Annotated in this window: 16 protein-coding genes and 2 rRNA genes; 8 read left to right on the top strand and 10 right to left on the bottom strand. The window is 44.3% G+C overall.

Translation table 11 applies throughout. The features are described from left to right. From AC6RGY_RS16190 to AC6RGY_RS16175, 4 genes are all read left to right on the top strand, one after another. Positions 1 to 86 (top strand): 16S ribosomal RNA (locus AC6RGY_RS16190); the annotation flags it as partial. 209 nt (positions 87 to 295) lie between these two features. After that, complete coding sequence (locus AC6RGY_RS16185) at positions 296 to 1,648, top strand: IS1182 family transposase (protein WP_499864795.1); 1,353 nt, start codon at positions 296 to 298, stop codon at positions 1,646 to 1,648. A gap of 473 nt (positions 1,649 to 2,121) precedes the next feature. Next, positions 2,122 to 4,044: a DNA-binding protein gene (locus tag AC6RGY_RS16180; RefSeq protein WP_499864794.1), complete on the top strand. Its 1,923-nt coding sequence runs from the start codon at positions 2,122 to 2,124 to the stop codon at positions 4,042 to 4,044. 307 nt (positions 4,045 to 4,351) lie between these two features. Beyond that, positions 4,352 to 7,060: an OmpL47-type beta-barrel domain-containing protein gene (locus tag AC6RGY_RS16175; RefSeq protein WP_499864791.1), complete on the top strand. Its 2,709-nt coding sequence runs from the start codon at positions 4,352 to 4,354 to the stop codon at positions 7,058 to 7,060. 353 nt (positions 7,061 to 7,413) lie between these two features. On the opposite strand, the gene phnE (AC6RGY_RS16170) is transcribed toward AC6RGY_RS16175, so the two are convergent. The 4 genes from phnE (AC6RGY_RS16170) to AC6RGY_RS16155 all read right to left on the bottom strand — a co-directional run bounded on the left by phnE (AC6RGY_RS16170) (position 7,414) and on the right by AC6RGY_RS16155 (position 10,770). Continuing rightward, positions 7,414 to 8,202: a phosphonate ABC transporter, permease protein PhnE gene (gene phnE / locus AC6RGY_RS16170; RefSeq protein ID WP_499864789.1), complete on the bottom strand. Its 789-nt coding sequence runs from the start codon at positions 8,200 to 8,202 to the stop codon at positions 7,414 to 7,416. Then, positions 8,199 to 8,978, bottom strand: coding sequence for a phosphonate ABC transporter, permease protein PhnE (phnE, locus tag AC6RGY_RS16165; RefSeq protein ID WP_499864787.1), 780 nt, complete (start codon positions 8,976 to 8,978; stop codon positions 8,199 to 8,201). The genes phnE (AC6RGY_RS16170) and phnE (AC6RGY_RS16165) overlap by 4 nt, the downstream gene beginning before the upstream one ends. Before the next feature lie 5 nt (positions 8,979 to 8,983). Continuing rightward, the gene (phnC, locus tag AC6RGY_RS16160) at positions 8,984 to 9,748 is read right to left on the bottom strand and encodes a phosphonate ABC transporter ATP-binding protein (protein ID WP_499864785.1); all 765 of its coding nucleotides are present in this window, start codon (positions 9,746 to 9,748) and stop codon (positions 8,984 to 8,986) included. 92 nt (positions 9,749 to 9,840) lie between these two features. Next, the gene (locus tag AC6RGY_RS16155) at positions 9,841 to 10,770 is read right to left on the bottom strand and encodes a phosphate/phosphite/phosphonate ABC transporter substrate-binding protein (protein ID WP_499864782.1); all 930 of its coding nucleotides are present in this window, start codon (positions 10,768 to 10,770) and stop codon (positions 9,841 to 9,843) included. A 207-nt stretch (positions 10,771 to 10,977) separates the two neighbouring features. Between AC6RGY_RS16155 and AC6RGY_RS16150 the strand changes: the two genes are divergently transcribed. Together AC6RGY_RS16150 and AC6RGY_RS16145 are read left to right on the top strand one after the other, a co-directional pair. Then, the gene (locus tag AC6RGY_RS16150; RefSeq protein ID WP_499864780.1) at positions 10,978 to 12,558 is read left to right on the top strand and encodes a bifunctional metallophosphatase/5'-nucleotidase; all 1,581 of its coding nucleotides are present in this window, start codon (positions 10,978 to 10,980) and stop codon (positions 12,556 to 12,558) included. A gap of 331 nt (positions 12,559 to 12,889) precedes the next feature. Beyond that, a complete protein-coding gene (locus AC6RGY_RS16145) occupies positions 12,890 to 13,519 on the top strand; it encodes an FMN-dependent NADH-azoreductase (RefSeq protein ID WP_499864777.1) in 630 nt (209 codons plus the stop codon). A gap of 149 nt (positions 13,520 to 13,668) precedes the next feature. On the opposite strand, the gene AC6RGY_RS16140 is transcribed toward AC6RGY_RS16145, so the two are convergent. From AC6RGY_RS16140 to AC6RGY_RS16115, 6 genes are all read right to left on the bottom strand, one after another. Then, a complete protein-coding gene (locus tag AC6RGY_RS16140; RefSeq protein ID WP_499864797.1) occupies positions 13,669 to 14,262 on the bottom strand; it encodes a sterol desaturase family protein in 594 nt (197 codons plus the stop codon). A gap of 280 nt (positions 14,263 to 14,542) precedes the next feature. Beyond that, entirely contained in the window at positions 14,543 to 16,576 is a 2,034-nt protein-coding gene (locus AC6RGY_RS16135) for a hypothetical protein (RefSeq protein ID WP_499864775.1), read from the bottom strand. A gap of 211 nt (positions 16,577 to 16,787) precedes the next feature. Continuing rightward, complete coding sequence (locus AC6RGY_RS16130) at positions 16,788 to 16,928, bottom strand: hypothetical protein (RefSeq protein ID WP_499864773.1); 141 nt, start codon at positions 16,926 to 16,928, stop codon at positions 16,788 to 16,790. Positions 16,929 to 16,952: 24 nt separating this feature from the next. Continuing rightward, positions 16,953 to 17,786, bottom strand: coding sequence for an ABC transporter ATP-binding protein (locus AC6RGY_RS16125; RefSeq protein ID WP_499864771.1), 834 nt, complete (start codon positions 17,784 to 17,786; stop codon positions 16,953 to 16,955). Between the two features lie 13 nt (positions 17,787 to 17,799). Then, positions 17,800 to 18,834: a FecCD family ABC transporter permease gene (locus AC6RGY_RS16120; protein ID WP_499864769.1), complete on the bottom strand. Its 1,035-nt coding sequence runs from the start codon at positions 18,832 to 18,834 to the stop codon at positions 17,800 to 17,802. After that, complete coding sequence (locus tag AC6RGY_RS16115) at positions 18,831 to 19,856, bottom strand: FecCD family ABC transporter permease (protein ID WP_499864767.1); 1,026 nt, start codon at positions 19,854 to 19,856, stop codon at positions 18,831 to 18,833. The genes AC6RGY_RS16120 and AC6RGY_RS16115 overlap by 4 nt, the downstream gene beginning before the upstream one ends. A gap of 163 nt (positions 19,857 to 20,019) precedes the next feature. Here AC6RGY_RS16115 and AC6RGY_RS16110 point away from each other — a divergent pair, with 163 nt between their 5' ends. Beyond that, positions 20,020 to 21,012: an ABC transporter substrate-binding protein gene (locus AC6RGY_RS16110; RefSeq protein ID WP_499864764.1), complete on the top strand. Its 993-nt coding sequence runs from the start codon at positions 20,020 to 20,022 to the stop codon at positions 21,010 to 21,012. A gap of 350 nt (positions 21,013 to 21,362) precedes the next feature. Next, positions 21,363 to 21,807 (top strand): 23S ribosomal RNA (locus AC6RGY_RS16105); the annotation flags it as partial.

Genomic DNA, 21,807 nt, shown 5'->3' with positions numbered 1-21,807 from the left:
ACCAGCCGCCGAAGGTGGGGCAGATGATTGGGGTGAAGTCGTAACAAGGTATCCCTACCGGAAGGTGGGGATGGATCACCTCCTTTCTACGGAGCTCTACGGAGCATAAAAACGAACGCAAGATTTGCGGCTTGGGTCTAGAAATCGCTCTTTGGTTTTCAAGGAATAATATTAAAGAGTCCTTTACAGGACTCTTTTCAGGCTGTCGAGAAAGTCTCGACAGCTTGTTTTTTTACTCTTTTCTGTTTGTCCTTAGTGGATTAATATAGAAATAGAGAAGAGGAGGGCGATCAAGATGTTACGTTCAAATAAACAGAAACAAAGTGAGATGGAATTCGTCTGCATTGAAGAGCTGGTTCCTGAGGATCACCTCTTACGTAAGGTGGATCAGTATGTTGACTTTTCTTTCATTACCGAGAAAGTTCGGGGGCTCTACTGCGAGAACAACGGTCGTCCTTCCATCGATCCGGTGGTGCTCTTTAAGATGATGTTCGTTGGTTATTTGTATGGTATTCGTTCCGAACGTCAACTGGAAAGGGAGGTTCGTGTGAATGTCTCCTATCGCTGGTTCTTGGGACTCAACTTAACGGACCCGGTTCCCGATCACTCCACCATCAGCTGGAATCGACGGACTCGTTTTAAAGGGACCTCCATCTTTCAAGAGGTCTTCGATGAGATCGTTCTTCAGGCGATGGAACATCGCATGGTAGGAGGACGGGTACTCCTAACCGATTCGACTCATCTAAAGGCGAATGCCAACAAACGCAAGTTTGAAAAAGAAACGGTAGAAGGGCAAACACGATCTTACCTCGAGGCATTGAATGAGGCAGTGGAGGCGGATCGGAGAGAGCAGGGAAAAAAGCCGCTCAAAGAAAAAGAGGAGGTGAAAGAAACGAAGGAAATCAAGGTGAGTACCACCGATCCTGACAGTGGATACATGTATCGAGAGGGGAAGCCCGAAGGGTTTTTTTATCTCGATCATCGGACAACGGACATGAAATATAACATCATTACGGATGTCCATGTGACTGCGGGGAACGTTCATGATTCGGTTCCCTATCTTGACCGTTTCGACCGACAGGTAGACCGGTTTCAATTTGAAGTGGAAGCCGTAGCATTAGATGCTGGGTATTTAACCATTCCTCTATGCAAAGGTTTAAGTGATCGTCAGATTTTTGGTGTCATTGGACATCGGCGTTACCAGTCCTCCAAAGGCTTGATGCCCAAATGGAAATTTCATTATGATCCCGAAGCCAATACCTATCTTTGTCCGAATGGAGCCACCTTGACCTACAGGACAACAGATCGTCAAGGGCATCGACACTACAAGTCGGATCCAGCAAGATGCAGCGAGTGTCCGTTACTTGAAAAATGTACCCGTTCGAAAAACCATCAAAAAACCCTTACGAGGCACGTATGGGAAGATCATAAGGAAAAAGTAAGAGAGAACCGATTGTCTCCCGAAGGGAAAGTTCTTTACAAAAAACGAAAAGAAACCATTGAGCGAAGCTTTGCAGACGGAAAAGAACTGCATGGGCTTCGCTACTGCCGGTTAAGGGGACGAGAAAACGTGCAGGAACAGGTACTGATGACGGCCACTGCACAAAACATCAAGAAGATTGCCAACCACCTAGCCAAATGTGGCTAGGTGGTTGGGAAGACTTTTTGACGATGACTTTGTCCCGATTTCTTGCACGCTAATCTCATAAAAAAGAGTGTGGAGAAAAATATACTGGGTTTCTCCACACTCTGTAAAGAGTCCTTTACAGGACTCTTTTTTTTGTGTTTTTCTATAGGCTGAGTTCAGAATGAATTAGAGTGTCAGTATGTTATTTCCAATCTCTTTTGCCACTGATATCCTTCTTAACCCATTTTTGATGATCATCGTTTTTCACTTAAATTGATTAGTGATACTAGATTTCAACCAATATATTCTATGAATAGTTTATTATGATGGATGAATCTCATAAAAATATAACCTTAACATCATTTTTTCTAAAAAAGTATATCAAAATAGATGTCGAATGATGTAGAATAGGTATGTCTTATTCATTAATATGTCTTAATTGATGAATCTAGTGAAAATGATTCTAGTGAAAATTTCAATGGAGGTGCAATGGTTTGAGAATGAAGCATGCTTTTTTGACCGTTTTAGTGGCTCTTGCAATGATTATGCAGGGATTCGTTATTCCCTCATACCAGGATACATATGCAGAGGGTCCAACAGATCCTGCCCCGGAAATTCAACCTACTGTAACCAATGAGAATGCAGGCAAAAAGGTTTTATTCGATAATACACATGGCCAAACCGCTGGTTCAGCTGATTGGGTGATTGATGGTGCTTTTTCAGACTTTGCAAATGGCCTTGCCGATGATGGATTTTATGTCAAGGAGCTACGTAAAGATAGCCCTCTAACGTATGCTGATTTGGCTGATTATGATGTATTTATTTTGCCTGAAGCGAATATCCCTTACAAAACTTCTGAACAATCAGCGTTGATTCAGTATGTAGAAAATGGTGGGAGCCTTTTCTTCGTTGCTGACCATTACAACGCTGACCGCAACAAAAATCGTTGGGATTCTTCCGAAGTGTTCAATGGATACCGGAGAGGAGCATACGGTAACCCGACAAAAGGAATGAGCTCAGCGGAAGCTAATTCCGAAGCAATGAAAAGTGTGACGAGTACGGACTGGTTGGAAGACAATTTTGGAATTCGCTTTCGCTACAATGCCTTGGGTGACGTAACGGCGAGTATGATTGTTGAACCTGATCAATCATTTGGTATTACTGAAGGAGTAAATAGTGTCGCCATGCATGCGGGTTCCACACTGGCTATTACAGATGGGACAAAAGCGAAGGGGATTGTCTATTTACCCCAAACGACCAATGCGTGGCCACATGCTGTTGATCAAGGAGTGTACGCAGGAGGGGGAATCGAGGAAGGACCTTATGCGGCGGTATCCAAACTAGGCAAAGGGAAAGCGGCTTTTATTGGTGATTCGTCTCCTGTGGAGGATGCTACTCCAAAGTATGCTAAAGAAGAAACAGGGCAGACAAAGAAGACTTACGATGGATACAAGGAAGTCGATGATGCTACCCTGCTTGTTAATATGATCAACTGGCTCGCCAATCAAGAAGATTATGAGAGCCTGGATCAAGTCTCGGGTTTAGAGCTGGATGATCCGACTCCTCTGCTCTCATTTGAATCTCCTGCGGCATCTACAGAACCAGAGAGTGAGCCATGGGCAGATCCATCTGCTGGTTATCATTGGTGGGACGCTTCTACCTTTCAATCGGGATCTTTCGGTGCAACGGAGGGTGGTAGCTCCAGTGAAGGTAATCCTGTCTATGAATTGATCCACCAAGAGACACTACCGAATGCGGAAGAGTTTCAAATTCAGGTGAAAGTGAGCGATCTTGATCCAGGGACGACCTTATCAGAGCTGGACTTGGGAATCTATACAGCGGGCGGAACTCAAGTAGCCAAAGTACAAAATCAAGATGGTTCTTGGCCAAATCAATATGGATATAGCGAGAAATTTTCTGTGACAGCTAATGAAGACGGCACGGCAACAAAAGATCTAACAGTGAGTATCAAGGAAAATACAGTTGGTGAAGCCAACATGCGTCTCAGACATGGAGGAAGCAATCTGCTATCAGAAGCGGTGACGATTGATAATGTGTCTGTAGAGTCACTGGGTGAACTTAGCTATACATTTGACCTCCCTAGTACCATATGGGACGCAAATATCTTTCAGATTCGACTGGAAGTGAAGAATGCAACACCTGGCTCGACGATTTCTGGATTGGATGTGGGAATCTATCAGGCAGGCGGTACTCAGGTGGGCCTTTTCCAGGACGCTTTCGGTTCTTGGCCATGGAGTTACGGGTATAGTGACGACTTCTCTCTAACTGTGGATGATAGTGGTTATGCTTCGAAGGAACTTACCGTTTGGATCAAGCGGGGTACAACGGGAGAGGCATATCTACGCTTGCGCCACGATGGTGAGGCGATCGATACGCAATCTATTACTGTCAATTGAGAAAAGAGCTGCTAGCTTTAGGAAAATGGGAATAGGAAAAACAAGTTTTAATAGCTGATAAGAAAGTTCGAAATGACTCTTACCATTTCAGTGGTCTAGAGTCATTTTTTTACTACCACACATTGGATGAATGTGCCATGATATTAGAACATATTTATGAACGGAATATCATTATTGTGTTGTTAAGGTTAAAATAGGATCATTTTTACTGAAAAAAAGTATCCCATTTTCATGCTTCCATGATAAAATAGAAGAGGTGAGATTGTAGCTCATCATAGATTGATAGACATCATGGAGGTGCCTGTTCTTGCGTTTTCAACATGTATGGCTAAAAGTGCTGTTGGCTTTTGCACTTATTTTGCAGGGGGCGATGCTTATCCCATCCCAGCAATCGTTTGCAGAAGGACCAACCGATCCTGCACCTGAAATTCAACCCAAAGTGGAGAATGAGAATGCAGGCAAGAAAGTACTATTTGATAACACTCATGGTCAAACCGCTGGTGCGGCTGATTGGGTCATTGATGGTGCTTTTTCGGATTTTGCTAATGGTATAGCAGAAGACGGTTTTTACGTGAAGGAATTGCGTAAAACAACACCGATTACCTTTGAAGACTTGAAAGATTACGATGTGTTCGTAATGCCCGAAGCCAATATTCCCTATAAGACTTCGGAACAAGACGCACTTATTCAATATGTTGAACAAGGCGGGAGCATTTTCTTTGTTTCCGACCACTATAATGCAGACCGCAATAAAAATCGGTGGGATTCTTCCGAGATCTTTAACGGTTATCGCCGTGGAGCTTTTGAAGATCCATCCAAAGGGATGAGTGACGCAGAAGCCAATTCGGAGGCAATGCAAAATATTACCAGTACGGATTGGTTAGAGTCCCATTTCGGTATTCGTTTCCGCTACAATGCGATCGGAGATGTTGGAGCCAATATCATTGTAGATCCAGAACAGTCCTTTGGGATCACTGAGGGAGTAGAGACGGTAGCGATGCATGCAGGATCTACTCTAATGATTACGGATCCAACGAAGGCAAAAGGATTGGTTTACCTTCCTGAAACCGACGCTGCATGGCCTTATGCAGTGGATCAGGGAGTATATGCCGGTGGTGGAGTAGAGGAAGGACCTTATGCGGCCATCTCCAAGTTAGGAAAAGGCAAGGCGGCTTTCATTGGTGACTCTTCCCCTGTAGAGGATGCTAGCCCGAAATACATGCGTGAAGATACGGGAAAATCGAAGAAAACGTATGATGGGTTTAAAGAAGTAGATGATGCAACATTCTTAGTGAATACAATCAATTGGCTAGCTGATCAAGAAGATTATACTAACTTCGAGCAAGTGGACGGATTGGAATTGGATGAACCAACTCCGCAGTTGAGTATAGAAGATCCAGCAACATCGACCGAACCGGAGCCGGAACCTTGGTCCGATCCAGAACCAGGATACAACTGGTGGGATATGTCGACTTTCCAAGCAGGCGCTTATGGATCTTCCGAAGAAGTTCCGCAAAATCCGGCCTACTCATTTTTACACCAAGATGTTCTACCCAATGCGGAAGAATTCCAGATCCGTGTGATTATCGAAAATCTTGTACCTGGATCAACGGTATCTGACTTTAATCTTGGCATTTATGTAGCGGGTGGTACACAAGTAGCGAAGGTGCAAAACGAGGATGGTTCCTGGCCAGATAATTACGGTTATGGTGGCAACTTCTCTGTTACCGCAGACCAATTTGGTCGTGCAACCAAAGATGTTACTGTACAAATCAAAGAAGGTACCGTAGGAGAAGCCAGCTTACGTCTTCGCCAAGGTTCCAGCAAGCTTTTAACACAGTCAGTCAGTATTGATAACGTGTCAGCAGAAGAATTACCAGAAGATGAAGTGGAGATGCCTGAGCTTAGCACCATTGCGGATGCACGCTCTCAAGATGAGAACTCATTGGTAACAGTGGAAGGTGTGATTACCACAACGCCAGGAGCATTTGGTGGTAAAGGGTTCTATCTTCAAGATGATACGGCAGGTATCTATGTTTATCAGCAAGAAAGTGGCTTTGAAGCGGGAGATAAAGTACGGATTAGTGCTCCTTTGGTGATCTATAATACCGAATTGGAACTGACCAATGTGGTTTCGATCGAGAAGGTGGGTACCGCTGAGTTACCAGCAGCTCAGGTAGCAACGACGGTAGAGGATAGCAACCAAGGACAGATCATTCGTTTGGAAAATGTAAGCGTAGAGTCCATTGGTGAACCTTCCTCCTCCGGTTCTTTTGAATTTGTCGCTGTGGCGGGTGAACAGCAAACTCAAGTACGGGTAGATGGTCGTACAGGTATCAGCTACGATGAATTTGTTTCCCAATATGGTGAGAAAAACATTCACGTAACAGGAGTTTCCTCCATCTTCAAGGGAACCTATCAATTGAAACCACGTTCGATGGATGACTTTGCAGTAGCAGATATGACTGCTCCTGAGTCATCGGTAGAAGTAGCGGGTGACACGTTCTCTGATGGTGCTTATCTCAATCAAGCAACGGTTGCACTGACCGCAGAAGATAGCGAAACAGGCGTTGCTAAGATTGAGTACCGTACCTCCACAGAGGGAGAATGGAAGCAATATACGGAAGGCATTCTCTTGACGAGCGACGGCGACCATAAGTTACAATATCGCGCCATCGACGAGGCGGGCAATGTAGAAGAAACGAAGGAATTGACGGTATCTGTAGTAACGGCGAATATCGATAACCTCAAATCCTTGATTAAACGCTCTGAGATTGAACCTAAAATTGTAGATCGATTGGTGAGCGTAAAAGCAAATGCAGTTGATTATTACTTTGAGAGAGCGGATCATTACCGTGAGCGCGGGAATGCTAGAATTGCGAAGAGCTTTGATAAAGCGGGTATCGCTACGCTCAAATGTATCACGGAGCAAGTAGACAAATCGCGCTCGGAACAAGCAGTGAAGGATGACATGAACCTGCTAATCGATGCGATTGTGGATAGCCGTAGCAAGTAACAAACAGAGAAGAAAAGATCGAAATGATTGTAGTGGAGAGTATGGTACCGCGCGGTGCTGTACTCTTCTTTCTTTGTGGAGTGAAAAGTTGTCTTCTCTAAAGGCAGTTACCGCTCATTACCTATCCTGTGAAAGGCCTTTTATCTGGACGAGAGGAGTCATCTAAGAGGTTCAAAGTGAGTGAGTGATAAGGGAGCTGACTGCTTACAAAATGGACTTAGTGATCCCTTTCAGCTTCGTTATTCGAAGTGGAGCCTTTTTGCATGGCTCATAAAAAAGGCTGATAGAAGAGAGAACAGGGCTCTCTGGCTATCAGCCTTTCTTTTTTTGGTAGACCATAATGCCCAATATCCTTAGACAATTTTCTTACGGATATAACTAGAGATAAAGTCTACGATCATGACCATAATGATAATCCCTAATAGAATAATACCCACACGCTCCCATTGATAGGAGTCCAATGCAAAGAGGAGTGGAGCACCGATTCCGCCGGCACCAATAATCCCTAGAATGGTAGCAGAACGGAGGTTAATTTCAAATCGATAGAGGGTATAAGAGATAAAAGAAGGAATGACCTGTGGAATGACGGCAAACCACAATACCTGCATTTTGTTCGCACCTGATGCCAGAAGTGCTTCCATAGGGCCATCATCAATGGTTTCAATGGCTTCCGAATACAGCTTCCCTAACATACCAATCGAGTGAACACCAAGTGCGAGAACACCGGCAAAGGCACCAGGGCCGACAGCTCGAATAAAGATCAAAGCCATGACAATCTCAGGGATGGTGCGAATGACACTGAGAATGAAGGTTCCAGACTCAGAGATAAACCGGAATCGACTTAGGTTTCTCGCTGCCCAGAAAGCGAAAGGAAGACAAAGGACCACGGAGACAATTGTCCCAAGAAAAGCAATGGCGAGTGTTTCTAGTAGTTGCCGCAGGAGGTCTTCTCCCTCAGGGTCATAGACATAATCCCAATCAGGGTGGAACAAGCCATCAACCATCGAACCGAGGATTTGTTTCGTGGTAGATTTTATCTCGATAGACGGCATCCCGGCAAAGGCCCAGATATAAACCCCGATAATGAGGAGAGTAATGATCCATTTACGCCAGTTTCGCTTTTGTTTTGTATGCACACTCATAGCAATTTCTCCCGAATTTTTTTGGTGATGAAGTCAATAATCATGACGACGACCAAGGTGAGTAATATAATCGAAGTCGCTTTTGGATATTGGTAAAGCCCTAACGCTTCTTCATAGTATCTTCCGATCCCACCGGCACCAACAAAACCGAGGATAACTGCAGCGCGAACATTAATTTCAAAAGTATATAAGAAGTAAGCAGCGTATTGGGCTGCGATTTGGGGAATGACTCCGAAAAATATCCATTGTATCTTATTGGCTCCGACAGCCGTCATGGCTTCCATTGGCCCTGGGTCAATGGTTTCGATAAATTCATAGTTTAGCTTCGCTATAATTCCGAGTGAGAAGACGGTTAATGCTAAGATCCCTGGAATAATTCCTAGTCCAAATATCGTAGCAAAAATAAGAGCGAGCAATAAATCAGGAATGGACCGCAATACGTTTAATATAAAGCGAGCGGTTTGATAGATCCAAGCGGATGGGAATACATTGGAAGCCGACATTAATGAGAGAGGAATCGCAATGATAGCACCAAATGTCGCACCTAATAGAGCCATCCGAACGGTTTCGAGCATCGGTTCCAAGATGACACTAAAATATCCCCAGTCTGGAGGGAACATCTCTACGATGAGCTCGCCCATCTCTGGTAGACCGGCTAGTAATTCTTCGAAAGAAGCATCAGTATGGTAGGCACTTATCCAAAGAAGGAGGATAAGGAAGAGCCAGGTTAAGAGTGACTTGGTTTTGGCAGGTGAGAATAAGCTGTTTTCATTCATACCACTTAATCTCCTAACAATTCATCGTTTTTGATTTCACGCCCGTAAATTTCGGAGAATTTCTCATCGGTTGCTTCTGCTACTGGACCGTCAAAGACCATTTCTCCGTCGCGTAAACCAATGATGCGTGTAGCATATTCACGTGCAATATCAATAAAGTGAAGGTTTACCACCATGGTAATTCCGAGCTCCTGATTAATACGGCGCAAGTCGTCCATTACTTGACGGGTAGTAAGAGGGTCCAAGGAAGCGACAGGCTCGTCAGCCAAGATGATTTTTGCTTCTTGTGCTAAGGCACGTGCAATGGATACCCGTTGCTGTTGTCCTCCAGAAAGTTCATCTGCTCGGGTATGTGCCTTGTCCGGTATTCCCACACGCTCTAGTGCTTGGTGAGCCAATTCAATATCTTTTTTAGGCCACAAACCAAATAAGGTGCGGAGGGTAGAATAATAGGCGACCCGTCCAGAGAGAATGTTTTTCAGGACAGTGGTTCGTTTAATCAGATTAAACGTTTGAAAGATCATTCCGATATCGCGACGAATCATGCGGAGTTCTTGGCCGGATGCACCAGTAATCGATTTGCCATTGATGACAATCTCTCCGTCAGTAATCTCGTGTAGACGGTTGATAGAACGCAAGAGTGTAGATTTTCCTGCTCCAGAACGACCAACGATAACAACAAAATCCCCCTGATTAATGGTGGTATTAATCTTGTTCAGACCCACCGTTCCATTGGGATATACTTTGGATACCTCTTTGATTTCAATCATTGTTTTCCAACCTTCTTCAAAAAGTTTTACAAGATAGACAGAAAAAGGCCGTTCATACGAAGAACGGCCATGAGGAAACAACAAATAACGAATTACTGACCTATTTTCTCCCGGTACTCTTCAATCACGTCAAAGGCACTTGCATCTCCAGGAGTGTACCCTTGGTGACTATAGATTTCTGCGATTTTTTTACGGCCTGCTTCGTCTTTCATGATATCAATGAATGCATCTTGAACTTTCTGTTTCCATTCATCCGACATATCGGCACGAACAGTAATGGTATCATTTGGGATTTTTGCTGATTTATGAATGATCTTTGTTTCTTCAAATACTTTAGGATAGTCGCCTTGGACAATAACACGAGCATCTCCAAAGATGGCTGCTGCGTCTACACTACCATTTAAGACGGCTGTTACGGCTTGTCCATGTCCCTTAAGGTTCTTCGTTTGAACATCTCCAAGTGCTACGCCCGCTTCTTCCATCTCTACGATTGGGAATACATAGCCAGCGTCCGATGTTACATCTTGTACAGCAACGGTTTTTCCTTTGAGGTCTTCAATGGATTCGATATCGGAATCCTTCTTAGCAATAATATATGAGTAGTAGTAGTCTACTAATTCTTCAGTTGATGTACCGTCTTCTTCATTGACACCATAGCGTTGTGCTTGCAGGAGAAGCTCTCCATTTTTATCTTTAGAGCTAACATAGTTGGTAGGGTTTAAGAAGCCAATATCTACTTTTCCAGCATCCATAGCTTCAACCACCGTATTGTAGCTTGTAGCCACACTTACTTCAACATCGATGCCATCGAGACGCTCAGACAATAAGTCTTCCAATGGCTTTGCTTTCGATTCAAAGTCACCAACATTTTGTGAAGGAACAAATTGTACCGTTAGCTTTTCAGGTACATATGCTTCTTCTCCTGACTTACCACTATCAGCAGCGTTGTCTTCGCCACAACCTGCGAGAAGGCTTCCGGCGAGTACGACGGAAAGCCCGACACCCATGAGTCGTTTGAACATGATAAAACCCCCATTTATCATAGTGAATACGAATTCCATAAACAATATATCACATTCTGCACTTTTGTGTGTAAATATCATATAAATAATTACGATTATTTGTTTCCAATTGGTGTCCACAGTAGCGTTTTAGCTCCATAATTGTGGTAGGATAGAGGACAGATTGACTGACAATGAAGGTAAGATAGAAAGGTGATCAAACAAAAAATGCAACAAAAAACGATAACAATTTTAGAAACAAGCGATGTTCATGGGCATGTGTTGCCTCTTCATTATGGTTTGAACCAAGCGATGGAAGTAGGCATTGCCAAAGTAGCTACGTTGATCAAGGAAGAACGGGCGAAAAACTCGGATCATACGATTCTTATTGATAATGGAGATATTATTCAAGGCTCTCCACTAGCCTACTATTGTGCGCGGGTGGAACCAGAGAAAATGAATCCCATGGTCAAGATTTTAAATTCTCTTGGCTATGATATGGCTGTGCTCGGGAATCATGAGTTTAACTATGGTAAGGGCATCTTAGATCAAGTGGTTCAGGATTCCTCCTTCCCGTGGCTCTCAGCGAATGTTTTGGATCGTGAAAAAGGAACACCTCTTTATGGTAAACCCTATCTTATTAAAGAGACTGCTGAAGGGATCCGTATCGGTGTGCTAGGGCTTACGACCCACTACATTCCAAACTGGGAAGACCCCGCTCATATTGAAGAGATGGCCTTTGATGATGCTCTTAAGTCAGCTAAAAAGTGGGTTACTCATTTACGAAGAGAAGAGCAAGTGGATCTCGTAGTGGTTTCGTATCATGGTGGATTAGAACGAGATTTAACCACAGGTGAAGCGCTAGAACCGCTTACAGGTGAAAATCAAGGGTATCAAATATGCCAAGAAGTAGAAGGGATCGATGTTCTATTAACAGGACATCAACATCGGGACTTGGTCTCCCATACCCTAAATGATGTCTTGGTTGTGCAACCAGGTAATAATGGTCGCTTTTTGGCCAAAGTGTCCGTCACAGTAGAAAAAGAAGAATCGGGTTGGAGAGTAGTGCACAAGGAAGGGGAACTATTATCGGTTGAAGGTGTGACGCCGGATGATGAGGTCATTTCTTTGATTGATCCATACGAACGAGAGGCGCAAACATGGTTGGATCAACCGATTGGCAGAATTGAAGGGGACATGCTTGTAACCGATCCGATGCAGATTCGCACGGAGAAGCATGCCATGATTCAGTTTATCAATGAGGTGCAGATGGACGCATCGGGTGCAGAGATTGCAAGTACCTCTCTTTTTGATAATTATGCGCCAGGTTTCCCTAATGAAGTGACGATGCGCGACATTGTGGCGAACTATATTTATCCCAATACCTTAAAGGTACTCCGTTTAACGGGAAAGGATATCAAAGATGCCTTGGAATTATCGGCTTCCTATTTCGCTCCATACAATGGAGAAAAAATTGAGGTCAACCCCAAATTCCTTCATCCCAAACCGGAACACTATAACTACGATATGTGGGATGGAATCGAGTACCTGGTGGATCTATCGCGCCAGGTGGGTGAAAGGGTGACGAAGTTGTTCTATCAGGGAGAACCACTCAAGATGGAAGAGGAATATGAGGTAGTAATGAATAACTACCGTGCAAGTGGTGGTGGCAACTACACCATGTTCCAAGGGAAGCCCGTTGTTCGTGAAGTGCCAACCGAAATGTCAGAGCTGATCGTAGACTATATTATGAAGAGGGGAACGGTGAAAGCAGAGGTAAATCGCAATTGGGAAATTGTTACGGATTAAGTGTAGAGAGTTAAGTTCGATCATTTTGCATAGAAAATGTCGCTCCACCAATGGGTAGGGGCGATTTTTTTATAGAAGAGGATTGATGGGGGGATAAGCCCAGGGGATTTGTGAATTATAAGGAGAGATTAGAAAATGAACGAGAAAAACGAATAAAACATGGATTTAGCGTAGCGGTGCCCGTTTTCGGTGATACAAGGTAATTTTTTAAAAAAAGGGGTTGCTGCTTATTCAAGGAGACGGTATAATAATCTTGAATTAAAGATATACAAATTCAAGATAAAGTTCATTAGCAATTCCCTATAAAATAATCGACAAGGAGTGGTCTAAGATGACCCGTATCTTATATGTAAAAGCAAATCCGAAACCAGATGATCTTTCTTTCTCTAGCCGTTTGGCTCAAAGCTTTCTTCATACGTTGCAGGAACAAGATGCTCAAGCAACAGTGGAAACCCTTGATCTTTACCAAACGAATCTTCCTTTTGTGGATAGAGACATGTTAACAGGTTGGGGGAAAGCAGCAACTGGAGAAGAACTAAGTAAAGTAGAAAATGAAAAGGTAGGACGTCAAGAAGAGTTATTAAACCAATTTCTTCAGGCAGACAAAGTTGTCATCTCTGCTCCGATGTGGAACCTCAGCTTTCCTCCTCTTTTGAAGGCTTATATAGATAACATCGTTGTAGCGGGGAAAACATTTAAGTACTCAGAAACTGGCGAAGTGATAGGATTGGCTGGTGACAAAAAGGTAATGTTGTTGGAAGCAAGAGGAGGCATGTACTCCGAAGGTCCGATGGCTGAGATTCAATTTACGGAACGTTACCTTCGTGTAATCATGAATTTTGTAGGTGTCTCGGATTTTCAATCCATTGCGGCAGAAGGAATGGCAGCGATGCCAGACAAGGCAGATGAGATTCTCTCTCAAGCGGTGAGGAAAGCGGAGGAAATAGCGAAAACATTTTAACGAGGGATGTATTGAAAAAGCGGAGGCGCTGAAGACAGCCTCCGCTTTTCTGATTGTTTGATTGGAGCTTTCTATATGAGCAAACAAGCTAGGACGATTGACTTGTATGGATCAACTTATGGGCAAAGTGAGACTCTGTGTTTTTGGGGTTACTTGTTCTCTAAATTGCGCACAGATGCACTTCGTTCCGTTTGTTTTTCTTCTCGAAACGTTCCTAATAAGACATCATACATCGGATTGGTTACCCCATACCAATACCTCTCATTTTTAAAGTGGTGCCAAAGATGCATCTTTTTCATCCATTTTCCCCATGGAGTAAAGGGTTGCACAGGACGGTGAGCAATAAAGTGAACCCATTCATAATAAAGTAGGAAAATGATGATTCCGGTAGTGAAAGCGAGAGTTAGAATCAGGTGGGTGGTAATGAGATAGAAAATAAGGCTAGTAAGACCGATCAAGGGGAGGCTATACCATAGAGGAAGAAATAACAATCGCAGATTATTGGGCTCTACATGGTGGTCATAGTGGAGGCGCTTCAAAAGTTTTAGAAACAATGGGTTCTTGGGAGGAGGTAAGTGGAAGAGAAAGCGATGAATAAGGTATTCGCTCAGCGAGTAGGCCACCATTCCCGCGAGCAACACCACCCAAGTGAGCCAGTAGGTAAAATGGGGGACTAGAAAAGCAAGAGAGACGAGCAAGAGGATACACATTATTTGAATATCAAGAATGCGCATATATAGCATGAATGCTTTTTTCAACCATATCCACCCTCTTTTCTAATGCGTTAGCACAGCAGATGAAACGTTAATAATATGATAATACGAAATATTTATTATGTAAAGGTCCCATGTGAATGCTGTATAACAGACGAAACAAGGACGAAGACTATACAACAGCCTGACTAGAGCAACTTCAGCGACTTTGACCTCAATCTGTTCCACTTTCACTATGGGATGCCTCTGCCACAAATCACCATCAAAAGGGTGAATAGACACTCCTCCTATATCTATGTATCCGGAGTGTTTAGCCCTGTAGGACATAAGGGGTAACGGCTATTCCTTTGCCCCCATTTCCTCCTGAACTCACTGTGGCAATAACCGTATTATCGGAGGTTTGTAAGACCTCTACTTCATCAGGGTTTTCGTTGGACACGTAAACCCGTGTTCCATCTGAATTAATTGCTAGTTGTTGAGGACTATCACCCGGAAGATTGACCTGTTGGACGAGCGTTACATTCGGCCCATCTAAGACATTAAGAGCGGGAAAAGCAATGAAGTTTTGATTACTAATGACATATGCTAGATTAGAGGTAGGTGAGACGACGATATCGAGGGAGAGGCTCGCTATTGGAATCTCAATAACACCTCGTTGAGTGTTATCCGATGTTTGAACCACGGCAACAAATTGAGAACCACCTGCAACATAAAGAAACGACCCATCGGCAGAGATAGCTAAGAGTTGAGGGGAAACAACATGGATACCTAAGGTATCGATGACCATTTGATCGGAGAGTCTAATGACAGTCAGTGTATTCCCACCAGTAGATTGTACATAAGCAAGTGAGCTATCTGGAGAGCTTACAACCGAAAGGGGGGTAGTAGCTACATTCACAGTAGCACTTATTCTAGTTTCGGTAGAAATAATGGATACTGTATTATCTTCTGTATTTGTCACCAACACAAACTTCCCGTCTGCGGTGATGTTTATATTTTTAAATGTGTTCCCACGCGATCCACTTCCGATAGGAATTTCATCGATCACCATGTTATCCGATACACGGATTACAGACAGAACACTTGCATCAATACAGTAGACATATACAAATTGACTATCAGGTGTGATCACCAAGTTTTGTGATCCCCCTCTTACAGGCACATTCGTAACAAATGAGTGATCAGATACAGAGATTACCGTAACGGATGCACTGTTAAGATTTGCGATATAGGCAAATTGTCCATCTGGCGTTACCGCTACGCGAAAGGGACTACTTTGCGCGGGAACCGTTGCAATAGGCATATTTGTACCGCTATCAACTGCAGTCACATTTGCTGAAAAGGAATTGGTGATGTAGATTGTTTCGGATACGGGTGAGCACGCTGCGGTGGTAAACTGAGTAGTAGACAAAGGTATATTATCTACCTCTGTACTAGCAGTAACCGTAATAACCGTAGGTAAGGAAGGTAGAGCGTTCATTGTTGCTGTATAGTTACCTGATTCGTCAGTAGTGGCGGGATTGGGTGTAAAGCTGATGACACGTGGCTCTGAACTGACAAGACATACTTGCGTTCCGACAGGTGGAGGCGTTTCTCCATCTGTCGTCACTGTTCCACTAATGGCCTCTTGACAGTTAAAACTCATCGGTAGGTTAAGCGTGATGGTGGGTGAAGAACTCGTTGTGGCGTCTGGCGACTGTCCGAATGAAACCGAAGGGGCTTCTGTCGCCTGTAGGGGTCCTTCTGTTGGTGTAGTTTGCATAGGAAGACGTTTATTCGTGGAAATCGGAGGAGAGGATTGTGTCTTTGACTCCCGTGAAATTTTGTTTTTCTTTATTCCCCCTCGATGACTGTTCCGCTCTTTTTCATACAAGGGGCGACATATAATTTCACCAATTATAAAATTTCCTTGATGTTCAGCATCTTTAGAAATCGTTAACTGACCTTTTACAGAACCCTTCGGAGCAACAATACTCCTACTCTCAACTATTTCAGAAGAGTTCGTTTCTCTAAATGATCGTTCTCTCATGATGATCTCTTCATCGATTCCAGTGGCAGTCTTTTCACCTCGGTTATTTAGGAAATCAAATTGGATGTGAATCACTGATTGTAATCGGTGATTTCTCTTAGGTATCTTCACAAGAATGAGGTAGCATTCTCCCTCGCTAACAGGCACCTCTTGCGAAAGGAAGGATCTTTCTACTTTCCCATAAAAATAAGCACATTGGGTCGTCACTCCATCTTGATCAGGTAGGGAAAGCACAGTTACATTTTTTGATTGCCAATGTTTCAATTTCCCACTTTGAAATGCTCCGTTCTGGAGTTGATTGGATCGAAGTAGCATAAAAGCATTCCTCCTCTCCACTCATGTATATGTAGGGAATCGATGAATGTACCTTATTGGAGAATTCATAACGGTCCCACTGTGTATCCATATCGAAGGAAGAGCATCGTCTCATCGTGCCCCCTGGATGAAGGAATGCTACAGGGCAACAAAAAAGATGAAAGCTCCCTTTATTGTTGAAGGAAGCTTTCATCTTTTTACCATCCAAAAGTTATTGCACAACTCCATCACGCATGATCACACAGCGAATCAGCGTAGGAGCTGTTGCTTTCTCTTCAGTGATTTCGACCATAAAACGCTCACGTATGCGCTTTGCTTTGACTTCAGCATGAGCAGGAACTGCTTCAAACACGATTCCACTTAAGAAAGATATCCTTCATGACCCACTTACAGCTGTTATGGGTGGGGTACTGCGCAAGTTGCGTCCTTTTCCATAAGGGATACAGAGGGGTGTGCCAAAGAGCGGGTCAAAGGTGATTTGGCATTGCATATGGAAGACCGCTCTCACCATCTCTTCATCCACAATGTCTTCTGGATGTCCTTGGGCATATACCTGCTGGTCTTTGATTGCGATCATATAATCAGCATAGCGACAAGATAAGTTGAGATCATGCAACACCATGACGATGGTTTTCTTTTTTGTTTCATTTAACTCAAACAATAAGTCCAGGATTTCGATTTGATGAGCCATATCCAAATAGGTCGTAGGTTCATCTAACAAGATCGTATCCGTATCTTGTGCGAGGACCATCGCTATCCATGCCCGCTGCCTCTGTCCCCCTGAGAGTGCATCTACTGTTCGGTCTTGAAGCTCTTCCATATGAGTGACTTGGAGGGCCCATGCGACACATTCTTCATCTTCCTTAGACCACTGTTTACGCCAGCTTTGGTAAGGATAGCGGCCCTGCTTAACAAGTTGTTGTACCGTGATGCCCTCAGGAGCGATGGGACCTTGGGGTAAGATGGCTAGCTGTTGTGCTAAGTTTTTGGTGGATTGGTGATGAATCGACTTTCCATCTAACAAGATTTTACCGCTATCCGGTTTCATGAGACGGGCAAGGGAGCGTAACAGGGTGGACTTGCCACAGCCGTTACTGCCAACAAGTACACTAATCTTTTCTTTGGGAATGGTTAGGGTTAAATCCTTTATGACAGGTGTTGTCCCATAGGCCAAATGAAGATTCTCGGTATGTAGGGCAGATCGGTACATGATGTTCTCCTCCTTAAGCCTTACGGCTGTTGTAATAGAGTAGATAGATAACAAACGGAGCGCCTAAGATAGCGGTAAAGATGCCTGCGGGTAAATCTAGCGGTGAGAAAGCGATTCGTGCGATGAAATCAGCAGTGAGCATGAGAATCCCACCGGTAAAGGCCGCAACAGGTAAAAGTGCACCGAATGAAGGTCCGACGAGCATGCGAGCGATATGAGGAGCCATTAGCCCAATAAATCCGATCGGACCTGCTGCTCCAACGGCTGCACTGGCAAGTGCAACACTTACAATAACCAGGATCAATTGCTGCCATTGTACAGCGGAGCCTAATCCTTTGGCCACATCTGCCCCAAACTGTTGGACATTGAGGTGCCTGGTCATGATCAAGGTAACCACAAGAAAGAAGAACAATAGCGGAGCTAAGGTCAGGACAGTATCCCATGAGCTGGCATAGACACTACCTGCTAGCCACACGGTGGCTTGACTGGCTGTATAAATCGGACTTTGTAATAAAAGCAGGGTGGTGAGTGCTTGCGCAGCGGCATTAAACCCGATTCCAATTAACACGAGTCGTATAGGTGAGACACCTTTTTTCCATGCAAATAGGTAAATAAGAAAGGCGGTGACAAACCCACCGAGGAAAGCGGCCAGAGGTTGCCATATAATACTTACGCTACTGAAAAAAGCGAGAAATCCAACCGCACCCACAGATGCTCCACCTGTAATACCAATAATGTCCGGAGAAGCTAGAGGATTGCGGACGATACTTTGTAAAATGCTACCGGCCACAGCAAGGGCTATTCCTACCATGAGTGCGGTCAAGGCGCGGGGTAGACGAAAAGTGAAAATAATGAGCTCTTCACGTCCTTCCCCTGCACCAAATAAAGTCAGGAGTACACGCAAGGGTGAAATAGCATAGTCACCCGTTCCTGCACTCAAGAGGAAAAGGAATAAGAGAATCAGTGCCAATATGAGTGAGTACCACATGGACTTTACTTGAAGTGTGGTGGAATAAGCGCGAGTTCGAATATAGAATTCTTTTTTCATGTGGATGTAAAGCCCCTTCTGGCGATCAAGATGAAAAAGGGTGCCCCGATCAGAGCCGTCATCACCCCAACGGGAATATCGTCAGGATAGGCGATGAAACGAGCCCCGATATCAGCCAGCAAGAGAAACGTTCCTCCGAGGAGGGCACTATAGGGAACAAGCCAGCGGTAATCGATCCCAACAAGAGAGCGGGCAAGATGAGGAATGACGAGTCCCACTAAGGAGATAGGGCCCGCTATTGCAACGGAACCTCCCGCCAATAAGATAATGACGAGGGAGGCGATCATCTTCACCCATGTTGTGCGCATGCCCAATCCCTTTGCTGTATCTTCCCCCATGAGCAAGGTGGTCATGGGCCGTCCAATGAGGAAGGCTAAGCCCCAAGCCAATAGGAAAAAAGGAATGACGGACCACAACATATCCAATTCCCTTCCTTGTACTGAGCCAGCAAGCCAGGCTAAAACCTCTTCCAGTGCGCGCTCATTAAGTGCCATGATGCCTTGTACGAGGGTGAAGCAGAGAGCGGAGATGGCCGCGCCTGCGATGGTGAGCTTCATTGGAGTAAGCCCATCACGCCCAGCTGAACCAAGTATGTAAACAAGAAGACCGCTACAAGCTGCCCCCAATAAGGCAATCCAGGTGTAAGTGGAAAGGGAGTTGACAGAAAAAAAGGAAGTAGCAATAACGACGAATAGAGCTGCTCCGCCATTGATTCCAAATACACCGGGAGAGGCAAGCGGATTGCGAGTCAGCCCCTGCATAAAAGCTCCGGCAATGGCCATATTTAGCCCGACGATGAGGCCGATAACGGCACGGGGTAAGCGAGCCGTCTGGATGATAAGGTGATCCTGATTGGTTGCTGGAATTTCATAGTATAAAGAAGAAAGCGCTTCGGTGAGCGTTTGTACTGAGTAGTGTTGAAGACCGACTGCTAAGCTGAGAATGAAGCAAATTATGACTAATAGGGCACTAAAGAAGAGTCCTATGACTTTTGATAATGTAGTATTGAGCAACGGTTTCATTATGATCGGCGTCCTTTATGTGTGCTTCGCCTTCATTGTATGAGAATGGTTTTCAAAAGTCAATAATATTGAGAATCAATATCAATTAGTTGACAGGACGAGACAATCCGTTGTATAGTGCTATTGGCAATGAAAATCCTTATCAATTAGAGGTGGAGAACGGATGAAGCGTAGTAATCGATTTTATACATTTTTTTCTCTTATGATGGCATTCGCCCTTGTTTTAACGGGTTGTAATACGGGAAGCGAAGCGGACACTAGTTCAAAAGAGGGAAATAAGGAAGGCAAAAGTGAAGAAGTTCGGACTGTGAAACATGCTATGGGAGAAGCTGAAATCAAAGGAACTCCTGAGCGGGTAGTCGTGTTAACCAATGAAGGAAATGATATTGTCACTTCGTTGGGTGTTACTCCTGTAGGAGCGGTACAATCTTGGAGTGGAGATCCTTTCTTCGATTACATAAAGGGTGACCTTGAAGGTGTTGAAGTGGTTGGCGATGAATTGCAACCGAACCTAGAGAAAATTGCAGCCCTTGAACCGGACCTTATCATTGGTTCCAAGATTCGTCACGAAAAAATCTATGACAAATTGGATCAAATTGCTCCCACAGTAATGAGCGAATTTCTGGGAGTTACATGGAAAGATAATGTGAAGTTGTATGGAGAAGGACTGAATAAAAGCGACGAAGCTACGAAGTTAATGGATGATTGGAATGAGAGAGTAGCTACATTTAAAGAGAAGATGGGCGAAGATCTATCTACAGAAGTTTCCATCGTTCGCTTCCTACCAAGTGCGACTCGAATCTCTTACAACATGTTCCCTGATTCTATTATTAAAGAAGTAGGTTTGGCTCGCCCTGAATCTCAATCAAATAAGAAACCAGATCAGTTCTATGATGAGGTAACCACTGAGCGTATTCCGGATATGGATGGCGATGTCATCTTCGTCCTTACTTTCACGGTACCAGGGGAAGAAGAAACCGTTGATAAAGCGAAAGATGAATGGATGAGCAATCCGCTGTGGAAAAACCTTGAAGCAGTCAAGAACGACAAAGTTTATGAAGTAGATGACGTAACGTGGAACACCGCAGGTGGCTATAAAGCAGCCAACCTGATGATGGATGACCTGTACGAAACCTTCTTGGATGAAAAGAAGTAAGAAGTGAAACAAAGAGAGCTTATCGTGCTATAAAGGTGCGATAGGCTCTTTTTATATGAAATTCTTCACTTGCTAGAGTGGCTTTTTAATTGAGGTATCCAATCGGCGCATACCCTCCTTAAAAGGTGCATCTACTATATAAGTAAGAACGCTAGCGATGAATCCATTCATTTCTGCATTCAACCATGAGTTTTCACTAAAAAAAGGTCTTGCAGGACTTGATAAATCTATGCTATAGTATTACTTGTCGCCACAAGATGTGGCAGTGATTCGCACCTTGAAAAGTAAATACTTCAATCAAGTCAAGGGTACAAGCAAGACACCGGTAAAGAAAAGCGAGAGTCCTTTTAGGATAAGCGAAAAAGGGCACACGGTGGATGCCTTGGCGCCAGGAGCCGATGAAGGACGGGACGAACACCGATATGCCTCGGGAAGCTGTAAGTAAGCGTGGATCCGAGGATTTCCGAATGGGGAAACCCCCTAGCTTTGAACAGCTAGGACTTCCACCTGAATCCATAGGGTGGATAGAGGCAGACCGGGGGAACTGAAACATCTTAGTACCCCGAGGAAAGGAAAGCAAACGCGATTCCCTCAGTAGCGGCGAGCGAACGGGGAACAGCCCAAACCAGGGATCTTTGATCTCTGGGGTTGTAGGGCGTCTCATGTGGAGTCAGAAAGGAAGAGGGTAGGCGAAGTGAGCTGGAACGCTCCGTCATAGTGGGTAAGAACCCCGTAGCCAAAATCTTCTTCTCTCCGAGACGGACCCTGAGTACTGCGAGGCACGTGAAACCTCGT

This window comes from Mechercharimyces mesophilus (genome assembly GCF_059818345.1).
Note: the sequence above shows the minus strand (reverse complement) of the source record. Positions and strands in the feature narration are given on the sequence as shown.